Source organism: Psychromonas sp. (assembly GCF_047632955.1).
Taxonomy (GTDB): domain Bacteria; phylum Pseudomonadota; class Gammaproteobacteria; order Enterobacterales; family Psychromonadaceae; genus Psychromonas.
Genome location: NZ_JBLIED010000010.1, coordinates 13,402 through 39,254, shown reverse-complemented (window position 1 = coordinate 39,254; position 25,853 = coordinate 13,402). Strand labels below are relative to the sequence as shown.

Genomic DNA, 25,853 nt, shown 5'->3' with positions numbered 1-25,853 from the left:
CATGAAAATTATTATTGCTCCTGATTCGTATAAAGAAAGTCTGACAGCCATGGAAGTTGCCAACGCTATTGAAGTAGGTTTTAAACGGATCATGCCGAATGCGCAGTTTCATAAATTACCGATGGCCGACGGTGGAGAAGGTACCGTACAGTCATTAGTTGATGCCACCAACGGCTCTATTATTAGTTGCTCTGTAACAAGCCCGTTAGGTGAAAAAGTTGACGCATTTTACGGACTGCTGGGTGATGGACAAACCGCAGTTATTGAGATGGCGGCTGCATCGGGTCTGCATTTAGTTGCCTCTGAACAACGCAATCCGTCACTCACAACCAGCTACGGAACAGGCGAGCTGATCAAAGCGGCATTAGATCAAAGTGTAAAACATATTATTGTCGGTATCGGTGGTAGTGCCACCAATGACGGCGGTATTGGTATGGCACAGGCTCTAGGTATAAAGATGCTTGATAAGAGTGGCTTAGAAATAGGTTACGGTGGCGGCGCCCTGGCAGATTTATACCGTATTGATATGTCAGGACTTGATCCGCGTATTCAAAATATATCACTCGAAATAGCTTGTGATGTAGATAATCCGTTATGCGGGCCGAAAGGCGCTACGCATGTCTTCGGACCGCAAAAAGGGGCAACTCCGGAAATGGTCGAGCAGCTCGATAAAAACCTGGCTCATTACGCAAAGATTATCAAACAACAGCTAGGTCGAGATATAAAAGACACCGCGGGATCTGGCGCCGCCGGCGGTATGGGAGCAGCACTATTAGGTCTGCTTGATGCGACACTTCGCCCCGGAATTGAGATTGTAATGGACGCAGTTAATTTGAGAGAAATTATCGCTGACGCTGATTTAGTGGTTACTGGTGAAGGTCGTATTGACAGTCAGACTATTCACGGTAAAACACCGATTGGTGTAGCGCGAATGGCTAAAAAACACGGTATTCCTGTGATAGGTATTGCAGGGTGTTTATCTAAAGACTGTGATGTTGTTCATGAGTACGGTATTGACAGCGTATTCAGCGCGGTCTCAAGTGCGAGTAGTCTCGAAAAAGCTTTTCGTGATGCAGCAGTTAATGTTGAAATGACTGCACGTAATATAGCGGCATTATTAATGATCAATACAAAATAATCAGTAAAAAAACCTCCGGCTAAAGATAATTCAGCCGGAGGTTATTAAAAGATCAAACTTTATTGTCGCTCTACAATCCAAAAACGAAGTAATACCATATATTTGCCCTGTCAATAATTCTGTGTAACTGCAGTTTTTAAATGTAATCTTTAAGGCGATCTTCAAACGTTCATTCTGACAATGGAGATCCGATGAAAGCCTCTACATTGCGAGCCAAAATGGATGAGCAGGGGATCACAAGTCGCCCTCGGGTGAGTTACGATAATCCCTATGTTGAGTCATTGTTCAGGCCGTTGAAAGGATTTTAGAACCTTGACGCTAGCCGAGCTTGGGGGGGGGGATTTTGTGTGTTAGTACAACAAAGAGCATAAGCTGGCCGTTTAAATTATGTTACTCCTGATGAGCGCCATAGCGGTAAAGATAGTTCCGTATTAAGTTATCGTGAAAAAGTGCTGATTGAGTACAGAAAAAAGAAACCAGAACGATGGACCTATCGGAGAGGTTCACCTAAATCCGGAAAAGGACGCGGCTTAAATATTAAGCAAGTAGTGACAACTGTCTTGAAAAACGCCGCGGTAATCTCGACGAAGGATGGCATGCCTACTTTTCACAGAAAATAGAAATGCAGAAAAAACTGCATAATGACAATTTGCATTTTCTCGGCAACCAAACAAATGCTCTCTATGAATATTTTAGCGACTGTGGAGATGAGGAAGCAACAGCATTACTCTATAAAGTTGAACAGGAGTGTTGTTAGACAAAAAGTGCCAAACAAATAGCAGCGATGAAATTCCAGATAAGTAACAGATTAAACCGTTAATGATCCTCAATCTAGAATAGCGGATAGTAAAGTTTTTTCAGCGCAACCACTTGAGGCAGAAAACAATAACCCAATGTTTAATTTCAAGCGACGAGATTAACCTTGTATCTAAAAATAAAAAAACGAATGTGTCAAACGACACAACAAAGAGATATACCCAAGCTACCTGAGGCTCCATAAGCTGATAAGTAGGTACTTTCAAATAGCCTGGATATGTTTTCAATAAGTATCAACAAAAAATTTACCCTCATATACAGGATGATAGAATGACCAGACGTACTAAGATCGTAGCTACATTAGGACCCGCTACTGATAGAGATAACAATTTAGAAAGAATTATTGCTGCTGGAGCAAACATGGTACGCATGAACTTTTCTCATGGCGAAGTAGCAGAACACGTGAAACGTGCCGAAGAAGTACGCGAAATTGCAACACGTTTAGGAAAAGAAGTTGCCATTATGGGTGACTTACAAGGCCCTAAAATCCGTGTTTCTACCTTTAAAGATAATAAAATTCAATTGGCTGTGGGTGATCTGTTTACCTTAGACAGCGACATTGAAAAAGGCCAAGGTACTGATCAAGCGGTTGGCCTTGATTACAAAACATTATCACACGAAGTTAGTGCGGATGATCTCCTATTGCTAGATGATGGCCGTGTACAACTCAAAGTTACAAGCGTTGAAGGTAATAAAGTACATACTGTTGTTATTATTGGCGGCCCCCTATCCAATAATAAAGGGATCAATAAGCAAGGTGGTGGTTTATCTGCGCCTGCATTAACAGACAAAGACAAAAGAGATATTCTTACAGCCGCTAAAATTGGCTGTGATTATTTAGCTGTCTCTTTTCCTCGCAACGGTGATGATCTTCACTATGCGCGTAAACTAGCCAAAGAAGCGGGCTGTAATGCCAAAATTGTAGCTAAGGTTGAACGTGCGGAAGCCGTTGAGACTCAAGAAGCGTTAGAAGATATCATTCTAGCATCAGATGTAGTGATGGTTGCCCGTGGTGATTTAGGCGTAGAAATTGGCGATGCACGCTTAGTTGGCGTACAAAAGAATATGATCCGTACAACCCGCCGTTTAAATCGTGTCGTGATTACCGCAACACAGATGATGGAGTCGATGATCAGTGCGCCAATGCCAACGCGAGCGGAAGTCATGGATGTTGCCAATGCGGTACTTGACGGCACAGATGCGGTAATGCTTTCTGGTGAAACGGCTGCAGGCGGCTTTCCTGTTGAAACAGTAAAAGCGATGAGTGAAATATGTCTTGGTGCAGAAAAGCACCCAAGCCTTAATGTTTCTAACAACCGAGTCAACTATACCTTCAACGATCCCGGTGAAGCGTTAGCAATGACGACTATGTTTGCTGCTAACCATACAGTCGGCGTTAAAGCGATTGTTGCTTTAACCGAATCAGGTACAACCCCTCTTTTAATGTCGCGTTTAAGCTCTGGTTTACCAATCTATGCACTTTCAAGTAATTCGCAAACGTTAAGCTATTGTGCACTATACCGAGGTGTAACACCTGTTAAGTTCGATTCAACAACAACCAACACTATTAAATTTATAAACAATGCACTGCAGACATTAAAAGATGCAGGCTATATAAAAGAAGGCGATTTAATTCTGCTCACCCATGGGGATGATAATGATGCAGGCTCTACCAATACCTGTAAAATTGTTACGGTTTAAATTATTTTAAATCACCTAGAATTTTTTACCTTTGACATTTACCTCTATTGAAGCTAATGGTTCTCAATCAAGGTGCGAATAATGCTGTTTAGTTGTTATAAGAGTAACTAAACAGCATGGCTTCCTCCTGACTGAAGATGAAAGTGGCTTTGAGCTGAAGCAAGAAGTAAAACCTAAGGATCCAACATCAAAACAAGCATTCACCCTGCATAAAATAAATTTATACCTATACCAACAAACTTTTTCACATTATAGATTAGCTGTGAATTTATAACGTTAGGATTTAAATTATCTATTCACTTTTGTCGAGGATTATTAAGCTTATTACACCTCTACTGTAAAGAGAAAACTGCCATGCAATTAACTGAGTCGATAGCCAAACAGATTGTAAAACGTGCCATGAAAATTATTAAATATTCGGTCAATGTAATAGACAAAAACGGCATAATTATCGGTTCAGGTGTTCTGCATCGAATTAACTCTCGTCACGAGGGTGCTGTGTTGGCAATCAATGAAAACCGCATTGTCGAGATAGATAATGCTACCGCAAAAAAATTACGGGGTGTAAAACCGGGTATTAATCTGCCGGTTATTTTTCAGCACCAAGTCATTGGTGTTGTGGGGATCTCCGGCGATCCTGCTGAAGTCCGAAATTATGGTGAACTGGTTAAAATGACGGCGGAACTGATCATCGAGCAGTCAGCATTAACCACGCAAATTCAATGGAATAAACGCCATAGAGAAGAATTGGTATTACAACTGATTCAAGGCTCGCTGTTAAATGAAGGGCAGCTTGAGTCGATTGCAGAAAGGTTAGATTTAGATCTTGCCCAGCCCCGAATTGCCGCTATTGTAAAAATAGATTCCTTTAATGGCGATCATCTATCACTTGAGTACCTACAGGAATTAGTCGAACTACTTGAGTATCCGGAGCGCGATAATATTGTCGCGATTGTGTCCGTACCAATGAACGAAGTCGTCGTATTAAAGCCAATAATATTAAGTGATTCCGACTGGTCACGCAAGGAAGAAGAAAAACGTATCCAGCAGCTAATTAAGCGTATTGCCAGTGAGGGAAAATTTACTATTCGTATTGCGTTGGGCGGCTATTTTCCGACACTGCATGGGTTATCTAAATCCTTTATGACCGCCAAGGCAACCATAGAATCCTCGAGCAGCAAAGGTAATGTTTTATTTTATCAGGATAATATTCTACCGGTTTTATTTTATGGTCTGAAAAATGATCTCTGGCGTTATGATCAATTGTGTCAGCCGGTTACCGGATTAAAGAAAAATCACCAAGAAACATTACTTAAAACATTGACGGTATTTTTTAATCAAAATTGTGACATAGCTCAAACCTGTAAAACACTCTATATACACAGAAACACTCTGCGTTATCGATTTGATAAAATCGCACTTGAAACAGGCTTAGATATCAACAAGACAGATGAAAGAACGCGACTCTATCTGGCGGTTATAATGCAATAGAAAAGTTTATTCAGTTGTGCAAGTGCATAAAATGATGTCATTTTCATACCTTTACTAAAAGTGTAATAATAAACACTTTTAACAGACCATATCAACTTCAACCCAGCGTAAATGCTGGGTTTTTTATTCACATCGCTCAATTTACTCCCCATCAGTTACAAAAAACTAAATTCAAAATATTATTAATCCCTCAAAAAAAATCCTGACTCTGATGATTAGACTTCTTATCTGCTTGCCACCTTGCCTGTGTAAATTTGAATACATAGGAGTAAAAAAGGAATAAAATAACAGCGCTCTGATTTTTTGTGAGATTAGCTCGAAATGCTCAAATAATTGCCGAATATTTTGTAATACTATGCTTTAACAGGTCAAAGAGCATATGGTTTTAAATATAAGTTGAATCAATGTGATGAACGTAAAATTATAATAAAAAAATCACAGGATAGTCCTTCACCTGCTGCAGCAACACAGATTAGTTGTCATTTTTCCGGTAAGGTTATATCGCTAAATAGACAAATGATTATGCGCTAAGCAGCATGCTTGGCAATGTGTTTTGATTTGATTTTATTTTTCATCTTTCGAGTGCTTTAAAAAGAGCCATCTTTAAACCCGGCTGCTTGTCTAAATCCGGTCAAAATTTCGCTTATAAGCATTTCTAGGAAAACTCGCAAGTACAGCTAAATGGATAAAAAAACATTTATTTCAGTCAATTAAAAGGTTTTGTAGTATATTTCATCGAGTAAATTTTTGTAGAGATGTACCTAAATACTCATATATAAAAATATTTATAACCGTTTTTATTGCGCTTTTTGCTATTAATACCCGCTATAACAACGGAAGCATAGACATAATCAGGAAGGTTTTTAATGCTAGAGATGAACAGTATATTTTGCTACGGACAAATCATTATCGCAAATAATGCGGTTGTCAGTGTCGATCAAAACTTTGTCAATATATTTGGTTTTTCGTCTCTGGATGAAATGTATTCCGTACAGCCAGAACCCCTAGAGCTTATTACTGCCGGCTATCATGACCAAGTATTAATAAGGTCTAAGCATTTACATTCAACTCCTTTCGAAACCCGTGGTAATGTTATTTACTGTACCAATAAACAAGGTCGGAAGATGGCCGTGTTTGTACTAATGCAGCAAATAAATTGGGAAAAACAGCCCGCCCTTGAGCTGCAGATTTTTGATATCTCTTTAAAGGTCAGTACCCAAAAACCGCTTAATAAATCTAAACATGAAAGCCTGGTTGAAGGATCGAATCAAGGCGTTATTATTCATCGCGATTTTAAGCCAATACTTGTTAACGAGAAGTGGATTGAACTAATGGCCGCTAAATCCGTTCAGCATGTGATCGATAATCTCAATATATTGGATCTCATCCCCATTGAGTATCATGCTAAAGCTATTGAACGATATCAGAAAGTCATCGCGGGAGAAGCCATTGGCGAGAGCCATATTATCGAGAATATCCGTTTTGATGGGGAAAAACGATTTTTTAATATTTATGACCAAGTTATCCACTGGCAAGGTGAACCTGCTGTCGAAGTTGTTATGGTCGATATCACCGACAAAGTGATGGCAGAGAAACAGCTTGCCTATAAAGCCTCCCATGATTCACTGACGGGACTATATAATCGTGATGCTATCTACAAATGGATCACCGAGCACTGCGCTGAAGTGAACGCCATGAGTTGCATGTTGATTGATTTAGATAACTTTAAAAAAGTCAATGATACCCACGGTCATTCCGAGGGTGATGGTTTCTTAAAACTCTTTGCCGATCTATTTAAAGAGCAGATAGCTGACCACGGGGTGATTGGAAGATGGGGAGGGGAAGAGTTTATTGTATTTATTCCCAACAAAGATAAAAAAACGGCACTCGCACTGGCAGAAAAAATACGCGCAGCCTGTGCACAAACGCCTTTACTGATGGAGGGTAAAGAGATCACAACAACCGTCAGTATCGGTCTAAGTTATACGGACTCTTTTGCGCAGGTCGAGCCCAAGGATATTATCAGGCAAGCCGATGAAAAAATGTATGTATCCAAAAAATCGGGTAAGAATCGCGTCACCGGTTAAGCTGTACTATCGGAAGTATGCCGCTAAGCGTTAACTTGGCTCGGTTTAACTTAACTGGCCTAAATCCACTCAGTAGATTTTGATACACACAAAACAAGAAACTAAGTTAATTCACCACGCAGGTTAGTGCCTAACAATTCACGAATCACTGTCGTCGGTAAATCTTGACTTAATAGATAATAGAGCTTGGCAATGACGGTTTCCGTGGTCATATCCAAGCCGCTGATAACGCCTGCGTCACTGAGCGCATGTCCGGTGGCATAACCCTCCATATTGACACTGCCTTTTAAACACTGACTGCAATTGACGATTAAAATACCACGATCTGTTGCTTCTTTTAATATCGCTAATAATTGTTCATCTTGCTGCGCATTGCCCACTCCATAGGTTAACAGTACGAGTGCCTTTAGGGGGCTTTTTAATAAAGTATCCAGAATATTCCAATCTAAGCCGGGGAAAAGGTGCAGAATGGCAATGGAATGCGCGCGAATATCACTGATCCGTAAAGGTGTATTAACCGATTTTTGGGTAATACCGGCAATATTCTTGATTTCAATTCCCGCTTCCAACAGAACCGGGTAGTTAGGGGAAACAAAAGCACCAAATCCATCGGCATTCTGTTTGCTTGCACGGTTACCGCGAAACAGTTGATTATGAAAGAAAACACAGACTTCATTAATGGGATGATGCGCGGCAATATATAAAGAGTTTAATAAATTTGCACGCGCATCGGAACGTAATTGTGAAAGTGGAATTTGTGATCCCGTCACAATCACCGGCTTAGATAAATTTTCAAATAAAAATGATAATGCCGAAGCGGTGTAGGCCATGGTATCTGTACCATGGAGAATAATAAAACCGTCAAAGTCGTGGTAACGTGCTTGAATATCCTGCGCAAGATCCTGCCATACGGAGGGGGATATATTGGCTGAATCAATCAACGGATCATATTCATGGATCTCAAACTCAGGCATTTGGCGATGATAAAACTCCGGCATATTAGCAATGGTTTTTGAAAGATAACCGGCGACCGGAACGAAGCCGTCTTTTGAAGGTTTCATGCCAATTGTGCCGCCTGTGTATGCGATATAAATTCGTTTTTTATGTACCATTAAGTTCTCATTTAAGTCATTTCTGACGATTAGCTTCAGAATGTTTTTATACGGGCAAGTCTACTTTAAATTTATTAGCATCTGTTAATAATTCTTCTTTATCGTCATTTTCTAGTGAATAAACAGCCTTTACCATCAAAAGCTTTTTGATGGCAGCGGTTGAAACGGCAATTTTTGACGTGTCGGAGTAAATAATTTGATTTAAATCAATATATTTTCATCAAAAAAACAAGCCAAAATAAACCAACATTATTAACAGAAAAGTAACAATACAATTGTCGCCGTAACATCTTTTTTTGCTATCGCCCTAAAATCAGGCGCAAATGTTACAGAATTTTCGCGCCTGAAAAAAAACATTGTTAAAACATTTTTTTTGATAATTATTCAAGCTGTTTGAGTCTATTGACCTAGATCAAATAAAGCATTAACTTGATCCAAGTCACCTTTTAATCTTAAACAGAGAGAGCCCTATGTCTAACTTTGAATTATCACATCAAGCACCCAATACAGCATCTGAATACGTTGCATACAAAATCACCCAATTTTTAAAGTTCATGCTGAATCTTTTTTATGGCACAAAATACGCTAAACGTGCGGTTATTTTAGAAACCATTGCCGCCGTACCCGGCATGGTTGCGGGCATGTTCAACCACCTGAAAGCCCTACGCCGAATGCGTGATGATCAGGGGTGGATACGCGAATTATTAGATGAAGCAGAAAATGAACGGATGCATTTAATGATATTTTTAGATATCGCTAAACCAACTTGGATTGAGCGTACCTTGGTCTTACTCGGACAGGGTATTTTCTTAATTGTATATACTTTCTTATATCTTTTATCTTCAAAAACAGCGCATCGAGTGGTCGGCTATTTTGAGGAAGAAGCCTGTAAAAGTTACACTGAATTTTTACAAAAAATTGATGCCGGTGAAGTAGAAAATGTGCAGGCACCCAAAATAGCAAAAGATTATTACTCCCTGGCTGATGATGCATGCCTGCGTGATGTGGTACTGCGTATTAGAGAAGATGAGGCCAAACACCGCGACCGCAACCATGAATTTGCAGATTCATTTGCCAGCGGTGATCTACCCTCTCATCAAAAGTAAGCATTTTTATAACAAACCAAACCCGTTGAATATACAAATTCAGCGGTTTGGTTTTATCACTTTAAGTCTGATTATTTTTAAAGATGCCCTTCTATCCAGGCTTTGACTTCGGCAAAACGGTATTTTTCTAACAGCGCAAAACCATTAACACTGCGTACTTTCAGACGCGTAAAAATGGGTGTGGTTAAGCCGCAAAAGAAACGCGCCAATAATACCGGGGTAGTATGCGCCCCTAATTTACTGCGAATATCCGCACTCAACGGCTCAAACTGATATTCCTTTAAAGGGGTTAAAAGTGGTGTTGCAGGCATAATCGCAGGATAACCCGCACAGACAGAACAATGACCGCAGGGCTGCTGTAAATTATTGTCGGAGAAATACTGCGCAAGCTGTAAATTCAGACACTGCTCACTGGCAAAGAAATCCAGTAAAAAATGAATGCGCTGCACTTCATTGCTTTCTTTCTCATTAAAACGCTGCACCAGCAACTCACGCAAATTACCATTTAACGCATCTTTGAAAACTCGATACACTTGGGTCATCTGTTTGCTCTGCAGTTCGATCAGCCCCTGCTGATCCAAATAATCAATAGCCGTAATCACACGCTTGCGATCCGATGAATAGAGCGACTGCATCTTTTCAAAATCAATGGTCGCCCAGGTTCTTGCCTTGTTAGAGCTTTGTAATATGGCCTGCACAAAATTATACCGTTCATCTTTAAAACGCCCCAACAAGTCCGCTTCCGGTACTAACAGCTTGTATTTATATTCAGCATAATAACTGTAAGCGGGCTGCAGCAGGCCCTCTAATTCTAAATACACCAATAAGGTTTTGAGGGTCAGTAAACGGATATTAGATTGGCTGGAAAGGCTGTTCATGACCATCTCCCACTGCCCGCTGGTCTGCCCTATTTCATTGAGTACAAAGTCAATGGCACTGGGCTCCGGTGTATCGGCATAAACAAAATTTTCCAGGGTATTAAGGTTGTTTTTATTGGCCAGCACCAAACAATCCGCCGGTTGTCCATCACGCCCGGCGCGGCCAATCTCCTGAGCATAATTTTCTATCGATTTGGGTAAATCGTAATGTACAACAAAACCGATATCGCTTTTATCAATGCCCATTCCAAAGGCGATGGTCGCGACGATCAGGGGCAACTCTCCAGACATAAACTGCTGTTGTATGGCTTGGCGTTGATCGCCGTTCATCCCGGCATGATAAGCCTGCGCCGGAACACCGGAATAACTTAACTGCTTAGCCACCTCTTCTGCGGTTTTCTGCAGGGTCACATAAATAATGCCGGCCTGCTGCTTGCGATCGGCAAGCCAGGGTAAAAGTTTGTTGAGTTTATCGGAACTGCCAACGCCTAACACCGACAAGTTTAGATTCGCCCGGTAGGATCCCGTCAGGGTAATATTCCCCGGATCAATGGCAAATTTATTGCCCATATCCGCGATCACTTTCTGTGTTGCCGTGGCCGTTAATAACAATACTTGCTGGATATTAAATTCACGGCGATATAACGCGAGCTTCAGGTAATCGGGTCGAAAGTTATGTCCCCATTCAGAGATGCAGTGCGCTTCATCAACCACCAGCAGGGAAATAGGTATCTTCTTCAAAAATAAACGGAAACGTTCGCTGTTTAATCGTTCAACCGAGATAAACAGAATTTTCACTTCCCCCTTCGCTACTTCCTTATAAACCTGTGAAGATTCAGCCGGGGTTTGCAGGGAGTGAATACTCGCGGCGCTGATACCTTTACTCTGTAAAAATTCCAGTTGATCCTGAATTAATGCAAGCAGTGGTGAAACCACTAGGGTTAAATGCGGCAGATGCAGTGCAGGGAGTTGATAACATAAACTTTTACCTGAGCCGGTCGGAAATATAGCGGCAGCACTGTGCCCTTCAAATAGAGCCTGAATCACCTTTTCCTGACCTGTTCTGAAGGTTGAAAAACCGAAATACTGCTGGAGTAACTGCAACATAGATAAACCTCTGATCAACTGAAGCCCCTTTATAACACATCACCAGACTGCCTGAATATGTAGATTCAAATAGTTTAGGTATATAATCCCCTCTTCTTCTTATTATTATTACTTATAATCAAAAACAGGTTAATAACTTAATGCGCATTCACGCTATCCATCGACTTTATCAGCAACGACTTGCCCAATCCACTCGCCCCTTTTTAGCCCGGGGAAGCAAGGCAATACGTTGTGTAAACTGTATGTTATTACCTTATTTATGTATTTGCTCGATAAAAAAAACCGTCAATACAAAGAGCGCATTTTTGCTGTTAATGTATGATGATGAAATATTAAAACCCAGTAATACCGGGCGATTGATTGCAGACTTAATTCCCGATACCTTTGCCTATATTTGGTCGCGCACCCAGCCAAACCCGGAACTGCTGGATTTACTGCAGGATCCCAAGTGGATGCCGATCGTCATCTTCCCCGCAGAATACAGCACACCCGAGCGTCTTTTATCAGAATACCAAACACCCGCCGAGGGTAAGCGACCTCTGTTCATTTTATTAGATGCAAGCTGGCCTCAAGCGACAAAAATGTGGCGTAAAAGCCCTTATCTAAATGCCTTCCCGGTTTTATCCTTTTCACCCGATAGACTCTCACGCTATTTAATACGCAAAGCGGTTAAAAAAAATCAACTTGCAACGGCGGAGGTGGCGGGATGCGTTTTAGACTTTATCGGGGAAACCGAAAATGCAACTATTATGAACCTGTTATTTGAAACCTTTACCGAGAACTATCTGTTAGGTAAAGAGAGCAAACTATTAACGGACAATGCCATGCAGTTTCGTCTGCAAAAATTATTAAATCCTTAAGCCTATTTACCTTCTGGCTTACGGTTGAGGTATAAAGTGTTTTTCTGCATTGTCAGAGAAATATTTGCGAGTTGCTTTTTAAGTTAAGAAGGTTGAATATATTATATTCAAAGGCCCTCCTCTATTCGAACACTCAAACGAGAATTTATATGTATAAAATTGCAGCATCAGATCTCGATGGCACGCTATTAACATCGGAACACAAAATCACCCCCTTCACCAAGCAAGTATTAACCCAATTACACCAGCAGGGCACTGACTTTATTTTTGCAACCGGCCGTCATCATGTTGATGTTGCACATATGCGCGAACAGTTGGGCATTCCAGCATTTATGATCACCTCCAATGGCGCCCGTGTACATAACTGCGAAAATGAAATAATTTTCAAGCAAAATATAGCACCAAAGATCATCAAAGGCATGCTTAAAATGCTCCAAAATGATCAAGAAATTCAAATTCATCTCTACCGTAATGATGACTGGTTAGTCAGCAGAGAGGATGCTAACAACCCCTGTAAGCAGGCACATTTTTCTTACCAGCTTTTTGATTTAAACAATCCCCCATTAGAAGATATCGCTAAAATATTTATAACACGTGAAGATCAAAACCACGAAAAACTGGTTATCTGGGAAAATGAAATGAAAGCTCAATTTGCCGGTAAAGCCCATATCACCTTTTCTTCACCGAACTGCCTTGAAGTAATGGATGCCGGTGTTTCCAAGGGACATGCTCTGGATGCTATTGCTAAAATGAAAGGTTATGAACTAAAAGACTGTATTGCTTTTGGTGATGGCATGAATGATTTTGAAATGCTTTCTATGGCAGGAAAAGGCCTGGTAATGGGCTCTGCGCACCATAAAGTAAAATCAGCCTTGCCCGATAATGAAATCATAGGTCACTGTGATGATGATGCCGTGGCACATTATCTTGTCAAACATCTGCTGGAATAGGCTAGCAGCGGGCGCAAACGTGATAATTTATCACGCTCCTTTTACAGATGAATTTTTTAATGCCAGGTATTGCAGCACAAAAACTTTTATTTGCTCAATATCATTGATATTTAATGTCGGCAGAGATGTTGATAACGGCTGATCGGCTGCAATTGCGATAATGCTTGGATCATTAGGGTAAAGTAATGGTTTGCCCAAACTTGGCCGATGCAGCTCAATTTTAGCAAATTTTTCATCTCTAAAACCTTCAACTAATACTAGGTCTAAGTTATTAAGATCTACACAATTTAACTGTTCCAGTAAATTAGCCTCAGTGTGCTGCAGTTTTTCCTTAAAAATAATAGTTCGGTAAGGTGATGCCAGCACCACTTGGCAAGCACCGGCTTTGCGCAAACGGTAACTGTCTTTGCCGGGTTTATCCATCTCAATATCGTGGTGACTGTGCTTAATCAAACCAATTCTGATCCCGTCAGCGACCAGCAAAGGGATCAACTTTTCGATTAAGGTGGTTTTACCTGTGCCGCTATAGGCTGCAAAACCAAGAATCACTTTCGGAAAATTTTCTATAGAATACATTCGTCTCAATTACCTTAAATTTTAGTTTATATTGCAGCTGCATTAGCTTAGCTTTATATTGGTCAATTGAAAATATGACTATAAAACCATTTTATATGAAAGTTCAACGAATTGATTTAACTGAATATTTAAATAATACAAGCCAGAATACCCTTTGGAGAAACAATGTTTGCACCTTACATGGATGAATTTTTAATGCTCAGCTTAGTCCACTTTCTCGCCGTTATTGCACCGGGGCCAGACTTTGCGGTGGTGATCCGTCAAAGTATCAGCTGTGGCCGCAAAAGCGCACTGATCACAAGTTTAGGTATTGGTACGGGTATTTCAATGCATGTGCTTTATACCCTGCTCGGTATCGGTTTTATTATTTCCCAATCACAAACAGCCTTGATGGTCGCTCAAATTGCCGGTGCGCTATACCTCAGTTATATCGGCTTTAGTATGCTGCGGAGCAAACCTCAACAGCAGACAGCTGCTCAAGTGGTTACTAATGCAGAGGCAGACTCAAAGCAGCACAAAGGCGCTTTTATGCTGGGATTTATGACCAATTTATTAAACCCTAAAGCGACCCTGTTTTTTTTGGCCATCTTTACTGCAATCGTCAGTATTGATACGCCCTTAGTCGTACAAAGTATCTACGGTATCTGGATATCGCTGACCACGGCATTGTGGTTTTCGCTGGTATCGTTATTTTTCTCCCAGCAGAGTGTGCGTGCAAAATTTGTTCGCCACGGTTATCTTTTTGAACGGCTGATGGGGGGCATATTGCTGTTATTTGCAGCAAAACTCGCCTGGCAGCTGTAGCTGAGTCTCAGCAAGACACTGATAAATAGACAGATTGATGCACCAAATCTGATCATACTGCACCAATTAGATCCTAATCAAATTTTTATTGATTATTTTTTGAACTTTACTAAATGGTTGCAAAATTGTTAACTCCATCGCAAAAATGATGGATTCCTTTACTTTACAATGCATTAAAAATCTATGTTGTTAAGATGTTGGCCAGTCGTCGTTAGTTGGCGCAGTTTTTGCTTTATAAAATAACGGAACGGACAAATAGTCGTTTAGAGCAATAAAAAACCACCATTCTTACTGCGGACAGTAAGGACAGACTGTTATCACAGGATGTTGTGTGACAGAGCTTAATTATAAAATTAAAGGGAAATAACCATGACTATGAACAAAGCAATTCTACCTGCAATCATTTCAGCATTACTTGCAACTTCAGCACAAGCCGCAACGCTTTATCAAGTTGAAGATACAACTGTCAACATGTCTGGTGAAATCGACGCATACTACAAAGTTTTCGACTCAGAAGGTACTTCTGTTGACACAACAGACGAGAATGGCATTGTTAGCACTTGGGCTAACGTGCAGCTTGATCTCTCTACTAAAATTACTGACAGCGTAACCGCTATCGGTTCTTTTGAAGTTGAAGGCGATGACGGCGCTGCATTTACCGTTGATGATGCATGGGTAGGTGTTACTGGTAACTTTGGTACCGTTAAAGTAGGTGAAACGGGCAGTTCATACGCTCTTATGGAAAAAACAGAACTATCTAACGAATTAGATGAATATGACGCGATTTACACTGATTCAGAAGGTACTGGTAATGCGGTTCGTTATCAAAAAGCCCTTGGTCCTGTGGATCTGTCCGCTAACTACTCTTTCGTAGATGGCAATGGCAATGATGATTTTTCACTGTCTGCTGACTATGCAGTAGAAAACTTCACTATCGGTGCAGCTTACCTTAATGGCGACGATACCGAGTCAATGGGTGTTTCTGCTTCCGTCGTGGTCGATGCTTTCTATGCAGCGTTGACTTACACTGACAATGATGATGCAGCTATCCTCAATCTTACATCTGAAGATTTCACTACGACAGCCCTATCAGCATCTTATGCCTTTGCTCCTGCAACGCTATACGGTTCGTACCAAATGGTAGATATCGACAATAATGATGATATCAATCACTGGTATGCGGGTGTTTCTCGCGACGTGACTGCAAATATCACTGCATTCGTTGAATACAGCGACACAGACGCAGATGACCTTGCTCAAGCATCACTGCTTGTTGCCGGTATTTATTACGCATTCTAATTTTTAAAAATATAGCTTTAAAATATAAAACCAGTGCTAATTTTAGCACTGGTTTTTTTTGCCTTTTAAAACACACTAAAGCGCTCTGCGCTGGTTGCGGCAAGTCTTTTTGTGGGTTATTGTCGTCCTATTATTATCTGAATTTGGAATCGAAAAAAATGAAAAAACTTCTCTTATTTATTCTGTTACTGCCTGGGCTGGCAGCCGCCTATACCCTTGATGTGGTTCAGGGTATTAGTGTCTATACCGTTAATAATGAAAAAGTATCCTCTTACTCCACTGGTCCTTATCAGCTTATTAAGGGAGAAAATCAAATTGCGGTCAGATTTAATGGGAACTTAAGAGACCAGGGGAGAAAAGAACATTTTCAGTCTAAACCCTATCTATTAACTTTTACAGCTAAGGCGGATCTCCAACTGATGATGGTATCCGACAGATATAAAACCGTCGTAGCGGCAGAGCAGCAAGGCCTGCCGATTTTCCGCGCGAAGTCAGATGCGAAGCATATAGAGCAAATACTTTTACCAGCCCAGTCCAAAGGCATGCCTTATGCTGATATTGCCGGGTTAGTCAGCCATTATAATGAAAAAAATGGCCTCTATTTTGCTGCCGGACATTTGCAAAAATTATCTGCAACCCAACTCAGTAAGCAGAAGACAGCAGAACAAAGCAAGGTTGTTGCGCAGTTGAAATACTGGTACTCCAAAGCAACAGCAGAAGAACTTGCAGCTTTTGAAAAATGGGAAAAAGCACAGTAAGCTTAATGAAACGGGCGGGAGTAAAACGTCTTTTACGCTTTACGGTCTGCAGGCTTTACAATATTAGCTTTAATTGGTGGCCAATATACTTGAAGGGGCTGGAATCAGTATCTTCAAGTATATCGAAAGATTATCCCTTCTACGGTACATTCACGCCTTTTGATGCGACCCAAACACGATACCACTGTTCATTATTCATTTTCAGGGTTAGCGCATTCGCAGCATTTTTAACGCGCTTAATGTTACCTGTCCCCAATAATGCCACCGGATTTGACGGGTGCTTTAATATCCACGCATAAATCACCTGATCAATGGAATCTGCACCTAACTCTTCGCCAAGTTCAGACAGGGTTGTACGTAAACGTTTGGCCTGCTGCGTTTGTGCACTGAAAATATCGCCGCCGGCTAAACATGACCATGCCATTGGCCGCACTCGATACTGCTGTAACTGATCCAAGCTACCATCCGCCACAACATCAAAATTAATCGGGTTAAATTCAACCTGATTGGTTATCAGTGGTGTATTCAAACGGGATTGTAATAAATCAAACTGCGAGGTTGTAAAATTAGACACTCCAAAATACTTCACTTTACCGCTCAGCTGTAATTCATGAAATGCTTCGGCCACCTGATCCGCATCCATCAAAAAATCAGGCCGATGTACTAACAATGCGTCCAATTGCTCGACGCCTAAACGCCGCAAAGAGTTTTCTGTCGACGCTAAAATACCCGGCTTAGTACAGTCATAATGAGAAACGCGTTTTTCAGTGGCGCTGGCAGCTATGCCGTTAATACCAAATTTTGAAACAATTTCAATTTTCTCTCTAATTGAAGGCTCAAGCTTTAATGCCTCGCCAAATAAAGTTTCGCAGTGTCCACCATCATAAATAGCCGCGTGATCAACCGTGCTGATGCCCATTTCGATATGTTGTTTAAGAAAAGTTAAACGCGCCTGCGCATCCATATCCCATGAACCAAGCCGCCAGTAACCCTGAACAAGTTGCGAAAATTCGGGCCCATTAGGCGCCATTAATACCTTGTTAACTGTACTCATATATACTCCTCAAATAAAGAATCTGTCGAACATTCTAGCACTTTCAATTTTGGGAGACGTTTATTTGCCGCTCTGATTTGTAACAAAACCTAATATTGGGTTGTACAGACACAAAAAAAGGGCTTTCGCCCTTTAATCGTTTTGATCTCACTTATTTAGAATGCGTAACGCACACCTATTGCGGCGCTGACAGCAAAACGTAATTCATCTTGTTCGTCTTTGTAGCCTAAATTTGGAGATAGCTGTGCAAATACATCAAATTTCTGAGCGAAAGGAAGCGTAAGACCGAGTGGCACGCGTACACCAAAAACATCATCATGATGCCATTTATAAAAGGCGCCGCCACCCAGATAATAATTAAAAGGAATATCTTTCTCAAATGAACCTTGCTTAAACAAATAATCGCCACTCACACCATCATTACCAACAAAACCATTGAGATTATTAAACTGCCCCGCAACACCAAATCCCTGGTCAAAACCAAAACCGACTTTGGCTGCGTTTACAGACGTCACCGCGGTTAATAAACTTAGCGTACAGATAAAACTCATGATTAATCTTTTCATTGTTATTCCCCGTTAAAATGTTTAATTTTTTATTATGTTGTAAACACAATTAATACCGGATCTTGTTTATCTCACCTATCGCCCGGCATCCATTTTGACTCTATTCTTTACATTAAACATAAGGTAGCGCATCCCTACACCATCATGCATTAACCCCTATACTAGCATTTTTTTAATAAAATTATTTACATTAAGCATAAAGGTCGTTTATCTCTATGCTCTATAACAGTTAATATCTTAGCACCTTTTTAACACAGGACCAGCTGAGGAGAAAAGAACTGCGTAAACAAATATGAATAGTTTTTAACAAATCATCAACAATTTGCTTACAGGTCTGAAAAATCTTCGTATAATAGCGCCTTTATTAAACCCAAGCCCTGAATTTACGTTTCAGTTATAGCAATCCGTATGAGTAAATGGTCTGAAATTGCGAAGGAAAAATTAATGATAGCAAGGCGTTTGATTGAGCAATAGCTGGCTATTGGGATTGAAAACAACACAGCTAGGATTAATTTTAACCAGCAAGGCAGATCAGAGAGTTATACAGATTGCTATTAGCTACGAGGAAAACCCATGTCACATACAGTCGTCTGTGCGTTATATCGCTTTGTTACTTTAGATAATTATCAGCAGATCCAAGCCCCTTTATTAAACATCATGCAGGCCAGCAATATCAAAGGCACTTTATTGTTAGCTCAAGAAGGCATCAACGGCACGGTAGCAGGAAGCCGGGAAAATATTGATACACTCATCGATTGGTTAAAATCAGACCCGCGCTTGAGCAATTTAACCTGCAAAGAATCTTTCACCCAGGAAAATCCCTTCTATCGCACTAAGGTTAAACTCAAAAAAGAAATTGTTACCATGGGCGTTGAAGGCATCGATCCGAAAAGAACGGCCGGTAGCTACGTCAAGCCAAAAGATTGGAATGCCTTAATCAGCGATCCCGATGTATTGTTAGTGGATACGCGTAACGATTACGAAATTAGTATCGGCACCTTTAAAAATGCCGTCGACCCTAAGACGACCAACTTCAGAGAGTTCCCGCAATACGTTAAAGATAACTTAGATCCTACCGTGCATAAAAAAGTAGCGATGTTTTGTACCGGTGGGATTCGCTGTGAAAAGTCTACTGCATATTTGAAAGAGCAGGGTTTTGATGAAGTTTATCACCTTGAGGGTGGAGTATTAAAATACCTTGAAGAAGTACCCCAGGATGAAAGTCTATGGCAGGGTGAATGTTTTGTCTTTGATAATCGTGTCTCGGTAAATCACCAGCTGGAACAAGGCCAATATGACCAATGCCATGGCTGCCGTTTACCCATTACCGAAGAGGATAAAAAATCCGATAAGTATCAAGAGGGTATTTGCTGCCATCAGTGCCATGAGCAATTAACTCCTGAGCAAAAACAGCGTTTTGCACAACGCGAAAAACAGGTCGGTTTAGCCAAACAGCGCGGACAAATCCATATCGGCAGCGAAGCTGTTGCCCAGCTGGAAAATAACCGCATTAAAAAACAAGCGGTTAAACAAGCGCAAAGAGTCAAAGCGAATAAATAACAGCTCAACACTTGGCATAGCAAACGAAAAAAAGCCGCTAGATTTAACGATCTGGCGGCTTTTTTAAATGTGATTGGTGATAGGTGGAACAGCGACTAAGCGCCAGCTTAGTATCTGAGCAATCTTGTAAAGCGCCAGCTTGGTGTCTGAGCAGTCTTTAATCTCTACTTCCTTTCTTTAAATAAAGTCACCAAATTACAGACGAAAAAAAACCGCTTCTGCGATTAAGCATAAAGCGGTTTCTTTAAATGTGGTCGGTGATAAACGGATCGAGTTGAGCGACAGCTCAGTGTACGAGCAAACTAATTTTAACCCGCATTCATAAACTACAGACGAAAAAAAACCGCAACAAGTGCGGCTTCTTTAAATGTGGTCGGTGATAAATGGAGCAAGTTGAGCGACAGCTCAGTGTACGAGCAAACTAATGATTTTGACCCATCCCATAAATCACAGACGGAAAAAAACCGCAACAAGTGCGGCTTCTTTAAATGTGGTCGGTGATAAACGGAGCAAGTTGAGCGACAGCTCAGTGTACGAGCAAACTAATGATTTTGACCCATCACATAAATTATAGACGAAAAAAAACCGCAGCAAGTGCGGTTTCTTTAAATGTGGTCGGTGATAAAGGATTCGAACCTTTGACCCCCTGGTCCCAAACCAGGTGCGCTACCAAGCTGCGCTAATCACCGAAAATTGTATTTACAGTTTACATCTGCAGGGTAACCCCCTGGTCCAACTCTTTTCTCAAATTCTGAGGTGCGCTACTAAGCTGCGCTAATCACCGAGAATCTATTTTACATCTGAAAAAGATGGGGCGAATGACGGGGATTGAACCCGCGACAACCGGAATCACAATCCGGGGCTCTACCAACTGAGCTACATCCGCCACTAAAACTTTTCTACGCTATTAACTTACCTACCGAAAGATGGTGCACCCGACAAGATTCGAACCTGTGACCTTTGCCTCCGGAGGGCAACGCTCTATCCAGCTGAGCTACGGGTGCTCACGTCTTTAGCGTGGCGCGAATACTACTGATTGTGGCACTGTCTGTCTAGTGTTTTCTGTAAGTTTTGGTTTTTTTTAGTGTTTTTTATCGTAAATAAGCCTTTGAGGGAACATTAACCAGATGCTTTAGGTATTTTCGGATATACTTTCACTCATTTACCCACAAAAGAGTCTTCCACTATGACTAAAGACCCCTTCCTAGAACGCGAAGCACAAACTTACGAGCATCCAGTGCCAAGTCGTGAATTTATTTTAGAATATTTAGAAAAACAAGCCAAACCTATTAGCCGTGATGCTCTATTTAACGCTTTCTCTTTAAGCGGTGAAGAAGAAGCCGAGGGGTTACGCCGTCGTTTAAAGGCAATGGAACGTGATGGACAATTAGTCTGGTGCCGAAATGCAACCTATGCCCTGCCGGACAAATTGAATCTTATTAAAGGTAAAGTGATTGGCCACAAAGATGGTTTTGGCTTCCTTAAAACGGAAGAAGAAGGTGCCGATCTTTTTTTACCCGCACATCAAATGCGTTTACTGTTTCACGGGGATAAAATTCTTGCCCAACCGGTTAAGGTTGACGCCCGCGGCCGAACCGAAGCGCGTTTTGTACGTTTATTAGAAGAACGTAAAGAGCCGATTGTTGGCCGTTATTTTGTCGAAGACGGGATCGCCGTCGTGGTGCCCGATGATTCGCGCATCAATCAAGAGATTCTAATCAATCAAGATAACAATTTTGGTGCCCGCCACGGACAAATAGTAGTAGTAGAAATTCTTCAGCGTCCAAAACCGCGATTGACTGCAAAAGGTAAAATCACTGAAGTGCTCGGTCAAGATATGGAACCCGGCATGGAAGTTGAAGTTGCACTGCGTACCCATGATATTCCGCATCAATGGCCTGAAGGTTTAGATGAAGAATTAAAAGACTATACCGAATCTGTTCCTGAAGAAGCCATTAAAGGCCGTGTTGATTTACGCCAATTACCGCTAGTAACAATAGATGGTGAAGATGCCCGCGATTTTGATGATGCAGTTTTCTGTAAAGCTGAAGCCGATGGCGGCTGGCGCCTGTGGGTGGCCATTGCTGACGTAAGCTATTACGTTCGCCCCGGTACTATTTTAGATAAAGAAGCGATTAATCGTGGTAACTCGGTGTATTTTCCCGACCAGGTTGTGCCGATGCTACCGGAAATTTTATCGAACGGATTATGTTCGTTAAATCCGCAGGTGGATCGTTTATGCATGGTCAGTGAAATGGTTATTTCTAAAGCCGGACTGCTCACTGATTACAAATTCTATGAAGCAGTAATGAATTCTCATGCGCGCTTTACTTATACCAAAGTCGCCGCCATTTTAGACGGTGATAAGGCATTGCGCGAGCAGTACAAACCTTTAGTGCCTCACATCCAAGAGTTAGAGCACCTTTATAAAGCCTTCAAGCGCGCCCGCAAGATTCGCGGCGGCATGGAGTTTGAAACCTTAGAAACGCGTTTTATTTTTGATGAAAACCGTAAAATAGAATCTATTGAGCCAATCACACGTAACGATGCGCATAAGATCATCGAAGAATGTATGATTCAGGCAAACGTTGCTTCAGCGCGATTAATCGGCAAGGCAGAAGCTGCTGCGCTATACCGTGTTCATGAAACTCCAAGTCAGGAAAAACTAGTTAACTTCCGTTCATTTTTGTCAGAGCTGGGTTTAAGCCTTTCCGGCGGAGATAAACCCGCCCCGCGTGATTACGCGACCTTGGCTGAAGCCTTTGCAGATCGTGAGGACAGTGAGCTTTTACAAACCATGTTATTACGCTCCATGAAACAAGCCGTTTACCAGGATGAAAATCTCGGACACTTCGGTCTGGCTTTAGATGAGTACGCGCATTTCACCTCTCCTATTCGTCGTTATCCGGATCTGATTTTACATCGTGCTATTAAATATTTAATCGCACATCAGGCCAAGGGTCAGTTGAAAGCGAAATGGACCAATACCGGTGGATATCATTATAAACATGAAGAGATGGGCGCTTTAGGCGAACATTGTTCAATGACTGAACGCCGCGCCGATGATGCGACTCGTGATGTTGCTGATGCGTTAAAATGTGAATATATGCAGGATCATGTTGGTGATGTAATGCAAGGTACGATAGCCGCTGTCACCAACTTTGGATTCTTTGTGCGCTTAACGGGTATTCAAATCGATGGTTTAGTTCACGTAACCAGCTTACTTTCTGATTATTATATCTTTGATGCGGGCAAACAGACCCTGAAAGGTGAGCGTACGGGACGCACATTTAGGATTGGTGACGTATTAGAAGTCAAAGTATTGTCGGTTAATTTAGATGATAAAAAAATCGATTTTGAATTAGCCGATCAAGCGGCAGCCGGGCAACGAAAACGAGCTCAAAAAACGGCTGCGCGTGAAAATGATCGTCCGATAGATAAACGTGCTCGAGCAAAATCAACGGGTAAAAAACCGTCTCAAAAAAGCGCTCAGCCGGCTGAGAAAGAACCCGCCAAGCAAGAGCAAAAAGCAAATAAGCCGAAAAGAAAAAGACCGATAAAACAGGGCGAAAAAAACACCGCATCATCAAAAACAAAAAAAACCACAGCCACAGCCAAAAAAGTCGGTCGCGCAGATCGCCGTAACAAAACAAAACAAACGGGCAGCTAGGAGCTGCGAGTTAAGAGCTAAGAGATCGAAACTCAAGACTCGAAGCTCTAAGCTATTATCAACAAATAGAATTAGAGAAAAACATGAGCAAAAGTGAATTACTTTATGGCATCCATGCAGTTGATGCCTTATTAGAGAAACAACCAGAACGTTTTATTGAAGTTTATGCATTAAAAGGACGTGAAGATGAGCGTCTTAATAATATTATCGCTAAATTAAATGAATGGGGTATCTCCGTTCAATTAATGAATCGTAAAGCCATGGACGATAAATCAGAAGGAGAACAACATCAGGGTATTATCGCCCGTGTTAAAACGGCTAAGGTCTTAAACGATAATGACTTAGACAGTTTATTAGAGAGTTTAACCGTAGCGCCTTTTTTACTTATCTTAGACGGTGTAACGGATCCGCATAATCTCGGCGCATGTTTGCGTAGTGCCGATGCGGCGGGTGTGCATGCTGTGATTATCCCTAAAGATAATTCAGCAAGCTTAACCCCCGTGGTACGCAAGGTCGCCTGTGGCGCCGCAGAATCGGTTCCTTTGATTCATGTCACCAACCTGGCGCGAGCGATGCGTTCATTACAGGACAAAGGTATCTGGATTTACGGTACAGCGGGTGAAGCCACCCAAAGCCTCTATGACTGTAAATTAGAAGGTGGTATGGCACTGGCGATGGGCGCCGAAGGCAAAGGCTTACGCCGCTTAACCCGTGAACATTGTGACCAGCTGATTAAGCTGCCAATGGCGGGCGCGGTTTCGAGCCTAAACGTCTCGGTAGCAACCGGCATCTGCTTATTTGAAGTGGTCCGCCAACGCGGCTAAATAAGCTGTCAGCTATCCGTTAGCGGCTATCGGCTGAAAACTGATGGCTGCGAACGGATAGCTGCATTTAGAATGCATATTGAAGATTAAAACCAGTAGAAAGCTCATCATTTTCTGAATCGTCCGGTACATTTTGAGTATATTTATAATTGATATCAAAAATTAAATATAACTCTTGATATATTCTATTTTGAGCTTTGAACTCAACTTCATTAATACTGTTTTTATGCCCGAATTCAAATACACTTGCCAATGTAACCTGTAAATTTTTTGTCACAATCCTTTCATAATTTAATTTTGTTCGTACGATAAATTCATTATAAGAGACCTCGTCTTCGCCATCATTAGGTTCAGCTATTTTATAACCAGGACCAAATTCAGTATTAAATTTATGATTATTCTCATTAAAGAAAATATGCCCATAGCCGGTTGTGTAAGTATCTTCTTTTGCATATGAATCAGATTGACTACGCTGAATATCACTGCGAAGAAAAACCAAATTGACAGGGTCTAGGTTATAATTTCCTTGTAGCTGCCAACGCCAATCATTTTCGGTTTCGTCATCCTCTTCATCTTCAAATTCGAATTTAATATCGCTGTTAATATTATATTGATCAACTACGTTGTAATCTAAGATTAAACGCCCTTCTGCGCTTTTGGTCAGTTCATCATCTTGTTCATAATTAAATCCAAACTCCACCGCACCACTAAAACGCTGTTCTTTTGATATAGCCTCTTCATTGCCATCTACGATATCTGTCTGAATATTATTTGTTTGAATCGCAACATCGATAAATTCAGCATCAGAAATCGCATCTTTGCTTTCTGCCGTTTTCTTTGTTTTTAATAAATTAGATTTTTGATCAATAGAGGTTTTAATTTGATCAATAGGCGAGCTTATCAAGCTTGCATGCTTTAAAAGCTCTTTTTGTAATGCTTCATTAAGCTTGTTTTCGCGCTTAAGGCTCTCGGCTAAATGAGACTCTTGAATATTAACCTGATTGTCTAAGGTCGATACTTTATCCGCAAGACGCTGATTTTCTTCTGCTAAAGAAGCAAGCTTAATTTCTTGTATTTTTTGACTTTTCAGCCTTTGAAGCGCTTTTTTAAGTTCAGCTTGTAATAACAGTAACTCTTTGTCAGTGCTTTGCTTTTGCGGTGGCTCAGAAACGGCTCTTTGCTCAAGCGCTTCGCTGTTATTGTCGGGCTGCTCGACGGGGATCACCTCCTTTGGCAGCGCAGGCGTTTCAAAGCCTCCCGCAAAGCGTGCAAAACTCAGCGCAAGAACAGCGAGATTAATCGCCAAAAGAAAAAGTAATTTCGGATTCAACAAAGTACACTCATAAAATATCGCAATATAATCGCTTTAAAAGACAGAAATCGGTATTAAAAATGCGCAGATTAGCATAAAAGACGCCACGCATATTGCACTATTTTAAGCGCCGACCGAGCAGCGGCAATGCTCGGCAAATATCTTCTTAATTATCAAAATCACT

General features: G+C 41.2%; 19 protein-coding genes, 3 tRNA genes and 1 pseudogene. 14 read left to right on the top strand and 9 right to left on the bottom strand.

The genetic code is table 11. The features are described from left to right. Position 1: 1 nt before the first annotated feature. From ACJAZP_RS08575 to ACJAZP_RS08555, 5 genes and pseudogenes are all read left to right on the top strand, one after another. On the top strand, positions 2-1,138 hold the full coding sequence (locus ACJAZP_RS08575) for a glycerate kinase (protein WP_415230328.1): 1,137 nt from the start codon (positions 2-4) through the stop codon (positions 1,136-1,138). A 595-nt stretch (positions 1,139-1,733) separates the two neighbouring features. Further along, positions 1,734-1,895, top strand: a pseudogene (cowN, locus tag ACJAZP_RS08570) (N(2)-fixation sustaining protein CowN); the annotation flags it as partial. A 329-nt stretch (positions 1,896-2,224) separates the two neighbouring features. After that, positions 2,225-3,655, top strand: coding sequence for a pyruvate kinase (gene pyk, locus ACJAZP_RS08565; protein ID WP_415230327.1), 1,431 nt, complete (start codon positions 2,225-2,227; stop codon positions 3,653-3,655). Positions 3,656-4,009: 354 nt separating this feature from the next. Continuing rightward, positions 4,010-5,146, top strand: a complete 1,137-nt coding sequence (locus ACJAZP_RS08560) for a sugar diacid recognition domain-containing protein (protein WP_415230326.1) — start codon at positions 4,010-4,012, stop codon at positions 5,144-5,146. An 866-nt stretch (positions 5,147-6,012) separates the two neighbouring features. After that, complete coding sequence (locus tag ACJAZP_RS08555) at positions 6,013-7,233, top strand: diguanylate cyclase (protein ID WP_415230325.1); 1,221 nt, start codon at positions 6,013-6,015, stop codon at positions 7,231-7,233. A gap of 101 nt (positions 7,234-7,334) precedes the next feature. On the opposite strand, the gene ansA is transcribed toward ACJAZP_RS08555, so the two are convergent. Further along, a complete protein-coding gene (gene ansA, locus ACJAZP_RS08550; protein WP_415230324.1) occupies positions 7,335-8,345 on the bottom strand; it encodes an asparaginase in 1,011 nt (336 codons plus the stop codon). A gap of 470 nt (positions 8,346-8,815) precedes the next feature. Here ansA and ACJAZP_RS08545 point away from each other — a divergent pair, with 470 nt between their 5' ends. Further along, positions 8,816-9,451: an alternative oxidase gene (locus ACJAZP_RS08545; RefSeq protein WP_415230323.1), complete on the top strand. Its 636-nt coding sequence runs from the start codon at positions 8,816-8,818 to the stop codon at positions 9,449-9,451. Between the two features lie 77 nt (positions 9,452-9,528). On the opposite strand, the gene ACJAZP_RS08540 is transcribed toward ACJAZP_RS08545, so the two are convergent. Then, the gene (locus ACJAZP_RS08540; RefSeq protein WP_415230322.1) at positions 9,529-11,436 is read right to left on the bottom strand and encodes an ATP-dependent DNA helicase RecQ; all 1,908 of its coding nucleotides are present in this window, start codon (positions 11,434-11,436) and stop codon (positions 9,529-9,531) included. A 140-nt stretch (positions 11,437-11,576) separates the two neighbouring features. Between ACJAZP_RS08540 and ACJAZP_RS08535 the strand changes: the two genes are divergently transcribed. Further along, a complete protein-coding gene (locus tag ACJAZP_RS08535; protein ID WP_415230321.1) occupies positions 11,577-12,296 on the top strand; it encodes a tRNA-uridine aminocarboxypropyltransferase in 720 nt (239 codons plus the stop codon). A 149-nt stretch (positions 12,297-12,445) separates the two neighbouring features. After that, positions 12,446-13,246 (top strand): Cof-type HAD-IIB family hydrolase, encoded by an 801-nt coding sequence (locus ACJAZP_RS08530; protein ID WP_415230320.1) that lies wholly within the window; start codon positions 12,446-12,448, stop codon positions 13,244-13,246. A 30-nt stretch (positions 13,247-13,276) separates the two neighbouring features. On the opposite strand, the gene mobB is transcribed toward ACJAZP_RS08530, so the two are convergent. After that, complete coding sequence (mobB, locus tag ACJAZP_RS08525) at positions 13,277-13,822, bottom strand: molybdopterin-guanine dinucleotide biosynthesis protein B (protein WP_415230319.1); 546 nt, start codon at positions 13,820-13,822, stop codon at positions 13,277-13,279. A 165-nt stretch (positions 13,823-13,987) separates the two neighbouring features. On the opposite strand from mobB, the gene ACJAZP_RS08520 reads away from it, so the two are divergent. From ACJAZP_RS08520 to ACJAZP_RS08510, 3 genes are all read left to right on the top strand, one after another. Further along, entirely contained in the window at positions 13,988-14,626 is a 639-nt protein-coding gene (locus ACJAZP_RS08520) for a LysE family translocator (RefSeq protein WP_415230318.1), read from the top strand. Positions 14,627-14,995: 369 nt separating this feature from the next. Further along, the gene (locus tag ACJAZP_RS08515; protein WP_415230317.1) at positions 14,996-15,925 is read left to right on the top strand and encodes a porin; all 930 of its coding nucleotides are present in this window, start codon (positions 14,996-14,998) and stop codon (positions 15,923-15,925) included. A 158-nt stretch (positions 15,926-16,083) separates the two neighbouring features. Further along, positions 16,084-16,683, top strand: a complete 600-nt coding sequence (locus tag ACJAZP_RS08510) for a DUF2057 family protein (RefSeq protein ID WP_415230316.1) — start codon at positions 16,084-16,086, stop codon at positions 16,681-16,683. Positions 16,684-16,822: 139 nt separating this feature from the next. Here the strand turns inward: ACJAZP_RS08510 and ACJAZP_RS08505 are convergent, their stop codons facing one another. Together ACJAZP_RS08505 and ACJAZP_RS08500 are read right to left on the bottom strand one after the other, a co-directional pair. Then, the gene (locus ACJAZP_RS08505; RefSeq protein WP_415230315.1) at positions 16,823-17,737 is read right to left on the bottom strand and encodes an aldo/keto reductase; all 915 of its coding nucleotides are present in this window, start codon (positions 17,735-17,737) and stop codon (positions 16,823-16,825) included. 155 nt (positions 17,738-17,892) lie between these two features. Then, positions 17,893-18,303 (bottom strand): hypothetical protein, encoded by a 411-nt coding sequence (locus ACJAZP_RS08500; protein WP_415230314.1) that lies wholly within the window; start codon positions 18,301-18,303, stop codon positions 17,893-17,895. Between the two features lie 573 nt (positions 18,304-18,876). Here ACJAZP_RS08500 and ACJAZP_RS08495 point away from each other — a divergent pair. After that, a complete protein-coding gene (locus tag ACJAZP_RS08495; protein WP_415230313.1) occupies positions 18,877-19,863 on the top strand; it encodes a rhodanese-related sulfurtransferase in 987 nt (328 codons plus the stop codon). 612 nt (positions 19,864-20,475) lie between these two features. On the opposite strand, the gene ACJAZP_RS08490 is transcribed toward ACJAZP_RS08495, so the two are convergent. The 3 genes from ACJAZP_RS08490 to ACJAZP_RS08480 all read right to left on the bottom strand — a co-directional run bounded on the left by ACJAZP_RS08490 (position 20,476) and on the right by ACJAZP_RS08480 (position 20,867). After that, positions 20,476-20,552, bottom strand: a tRNA-Pro gene (locus tag ACJAZP_RS08490). Positions 20,553-20,673: 121 nt separating this feature from the next. After that, positions 20,674-20,749, bottom strand: a tRNA-His gene (locus tag ACJAZP_RS08485). A 41-nt stretch (positions 20,750-20,790) separates the two neighbouring features. Beyond that, positions 20,791-20,867, bottom strand: a tRNA-Arg gene (locus ACJAZP_RS08480). Between the two features lie 182 nt (positions 20,868-21,049). On the opposite strand from ACJAZP_RS08480, the gene rnr reads away from it, so the two are divergent. Both rnr and rlmB read left to right on the top strand, forming a co-directional pair. Next, positions 21,050-23,533 (top strand): ribonuclease R, encoded by a 2,484-nt coding sequence (gene rnr / locus ACJAZP_RS08475; RefSeq protein WP_415230312.1) that lies wholly within the window; start codon positions 21,050-21,052, stop codon positions 23,531-23,533. An 83-nt stretch (positions 23,534-23,616) separates the two neighbouring features. Continuing rightward, the gene (rlmB, locus tag ACJAZP_RS08470) at positions 23,617-24,357 is read left to right on the top strand and encodes a 23S rRNA (guanosine(2251)-2'-O)-methyltransferase RlmB (protein ID WP_415230311.1); all 741 of its coding nucleotides are present in this window, start codon (positions 23,617-23,619) and stop codon (positions 24,355-24,357) included. Positions 24,358-24,424: 67 nt separating this feature from the next. On the opposite strand, the gene ACJAZP_RS08465 is transcribed toward rlmB, so the two are convergent. Beyond that, positions 24,425-25,582, bottom strand: a complete 1,158-nt coding sequence (locus ACJAZP_RS08465) for a DUF481 domain-containing protein (protein ID WP_415230310.1) — start codon at positions 25,580-25,582, stop codon at positions 24,425-24,427. Positions 25,583-25,853 lie beyond the last annotated feature (271 nt).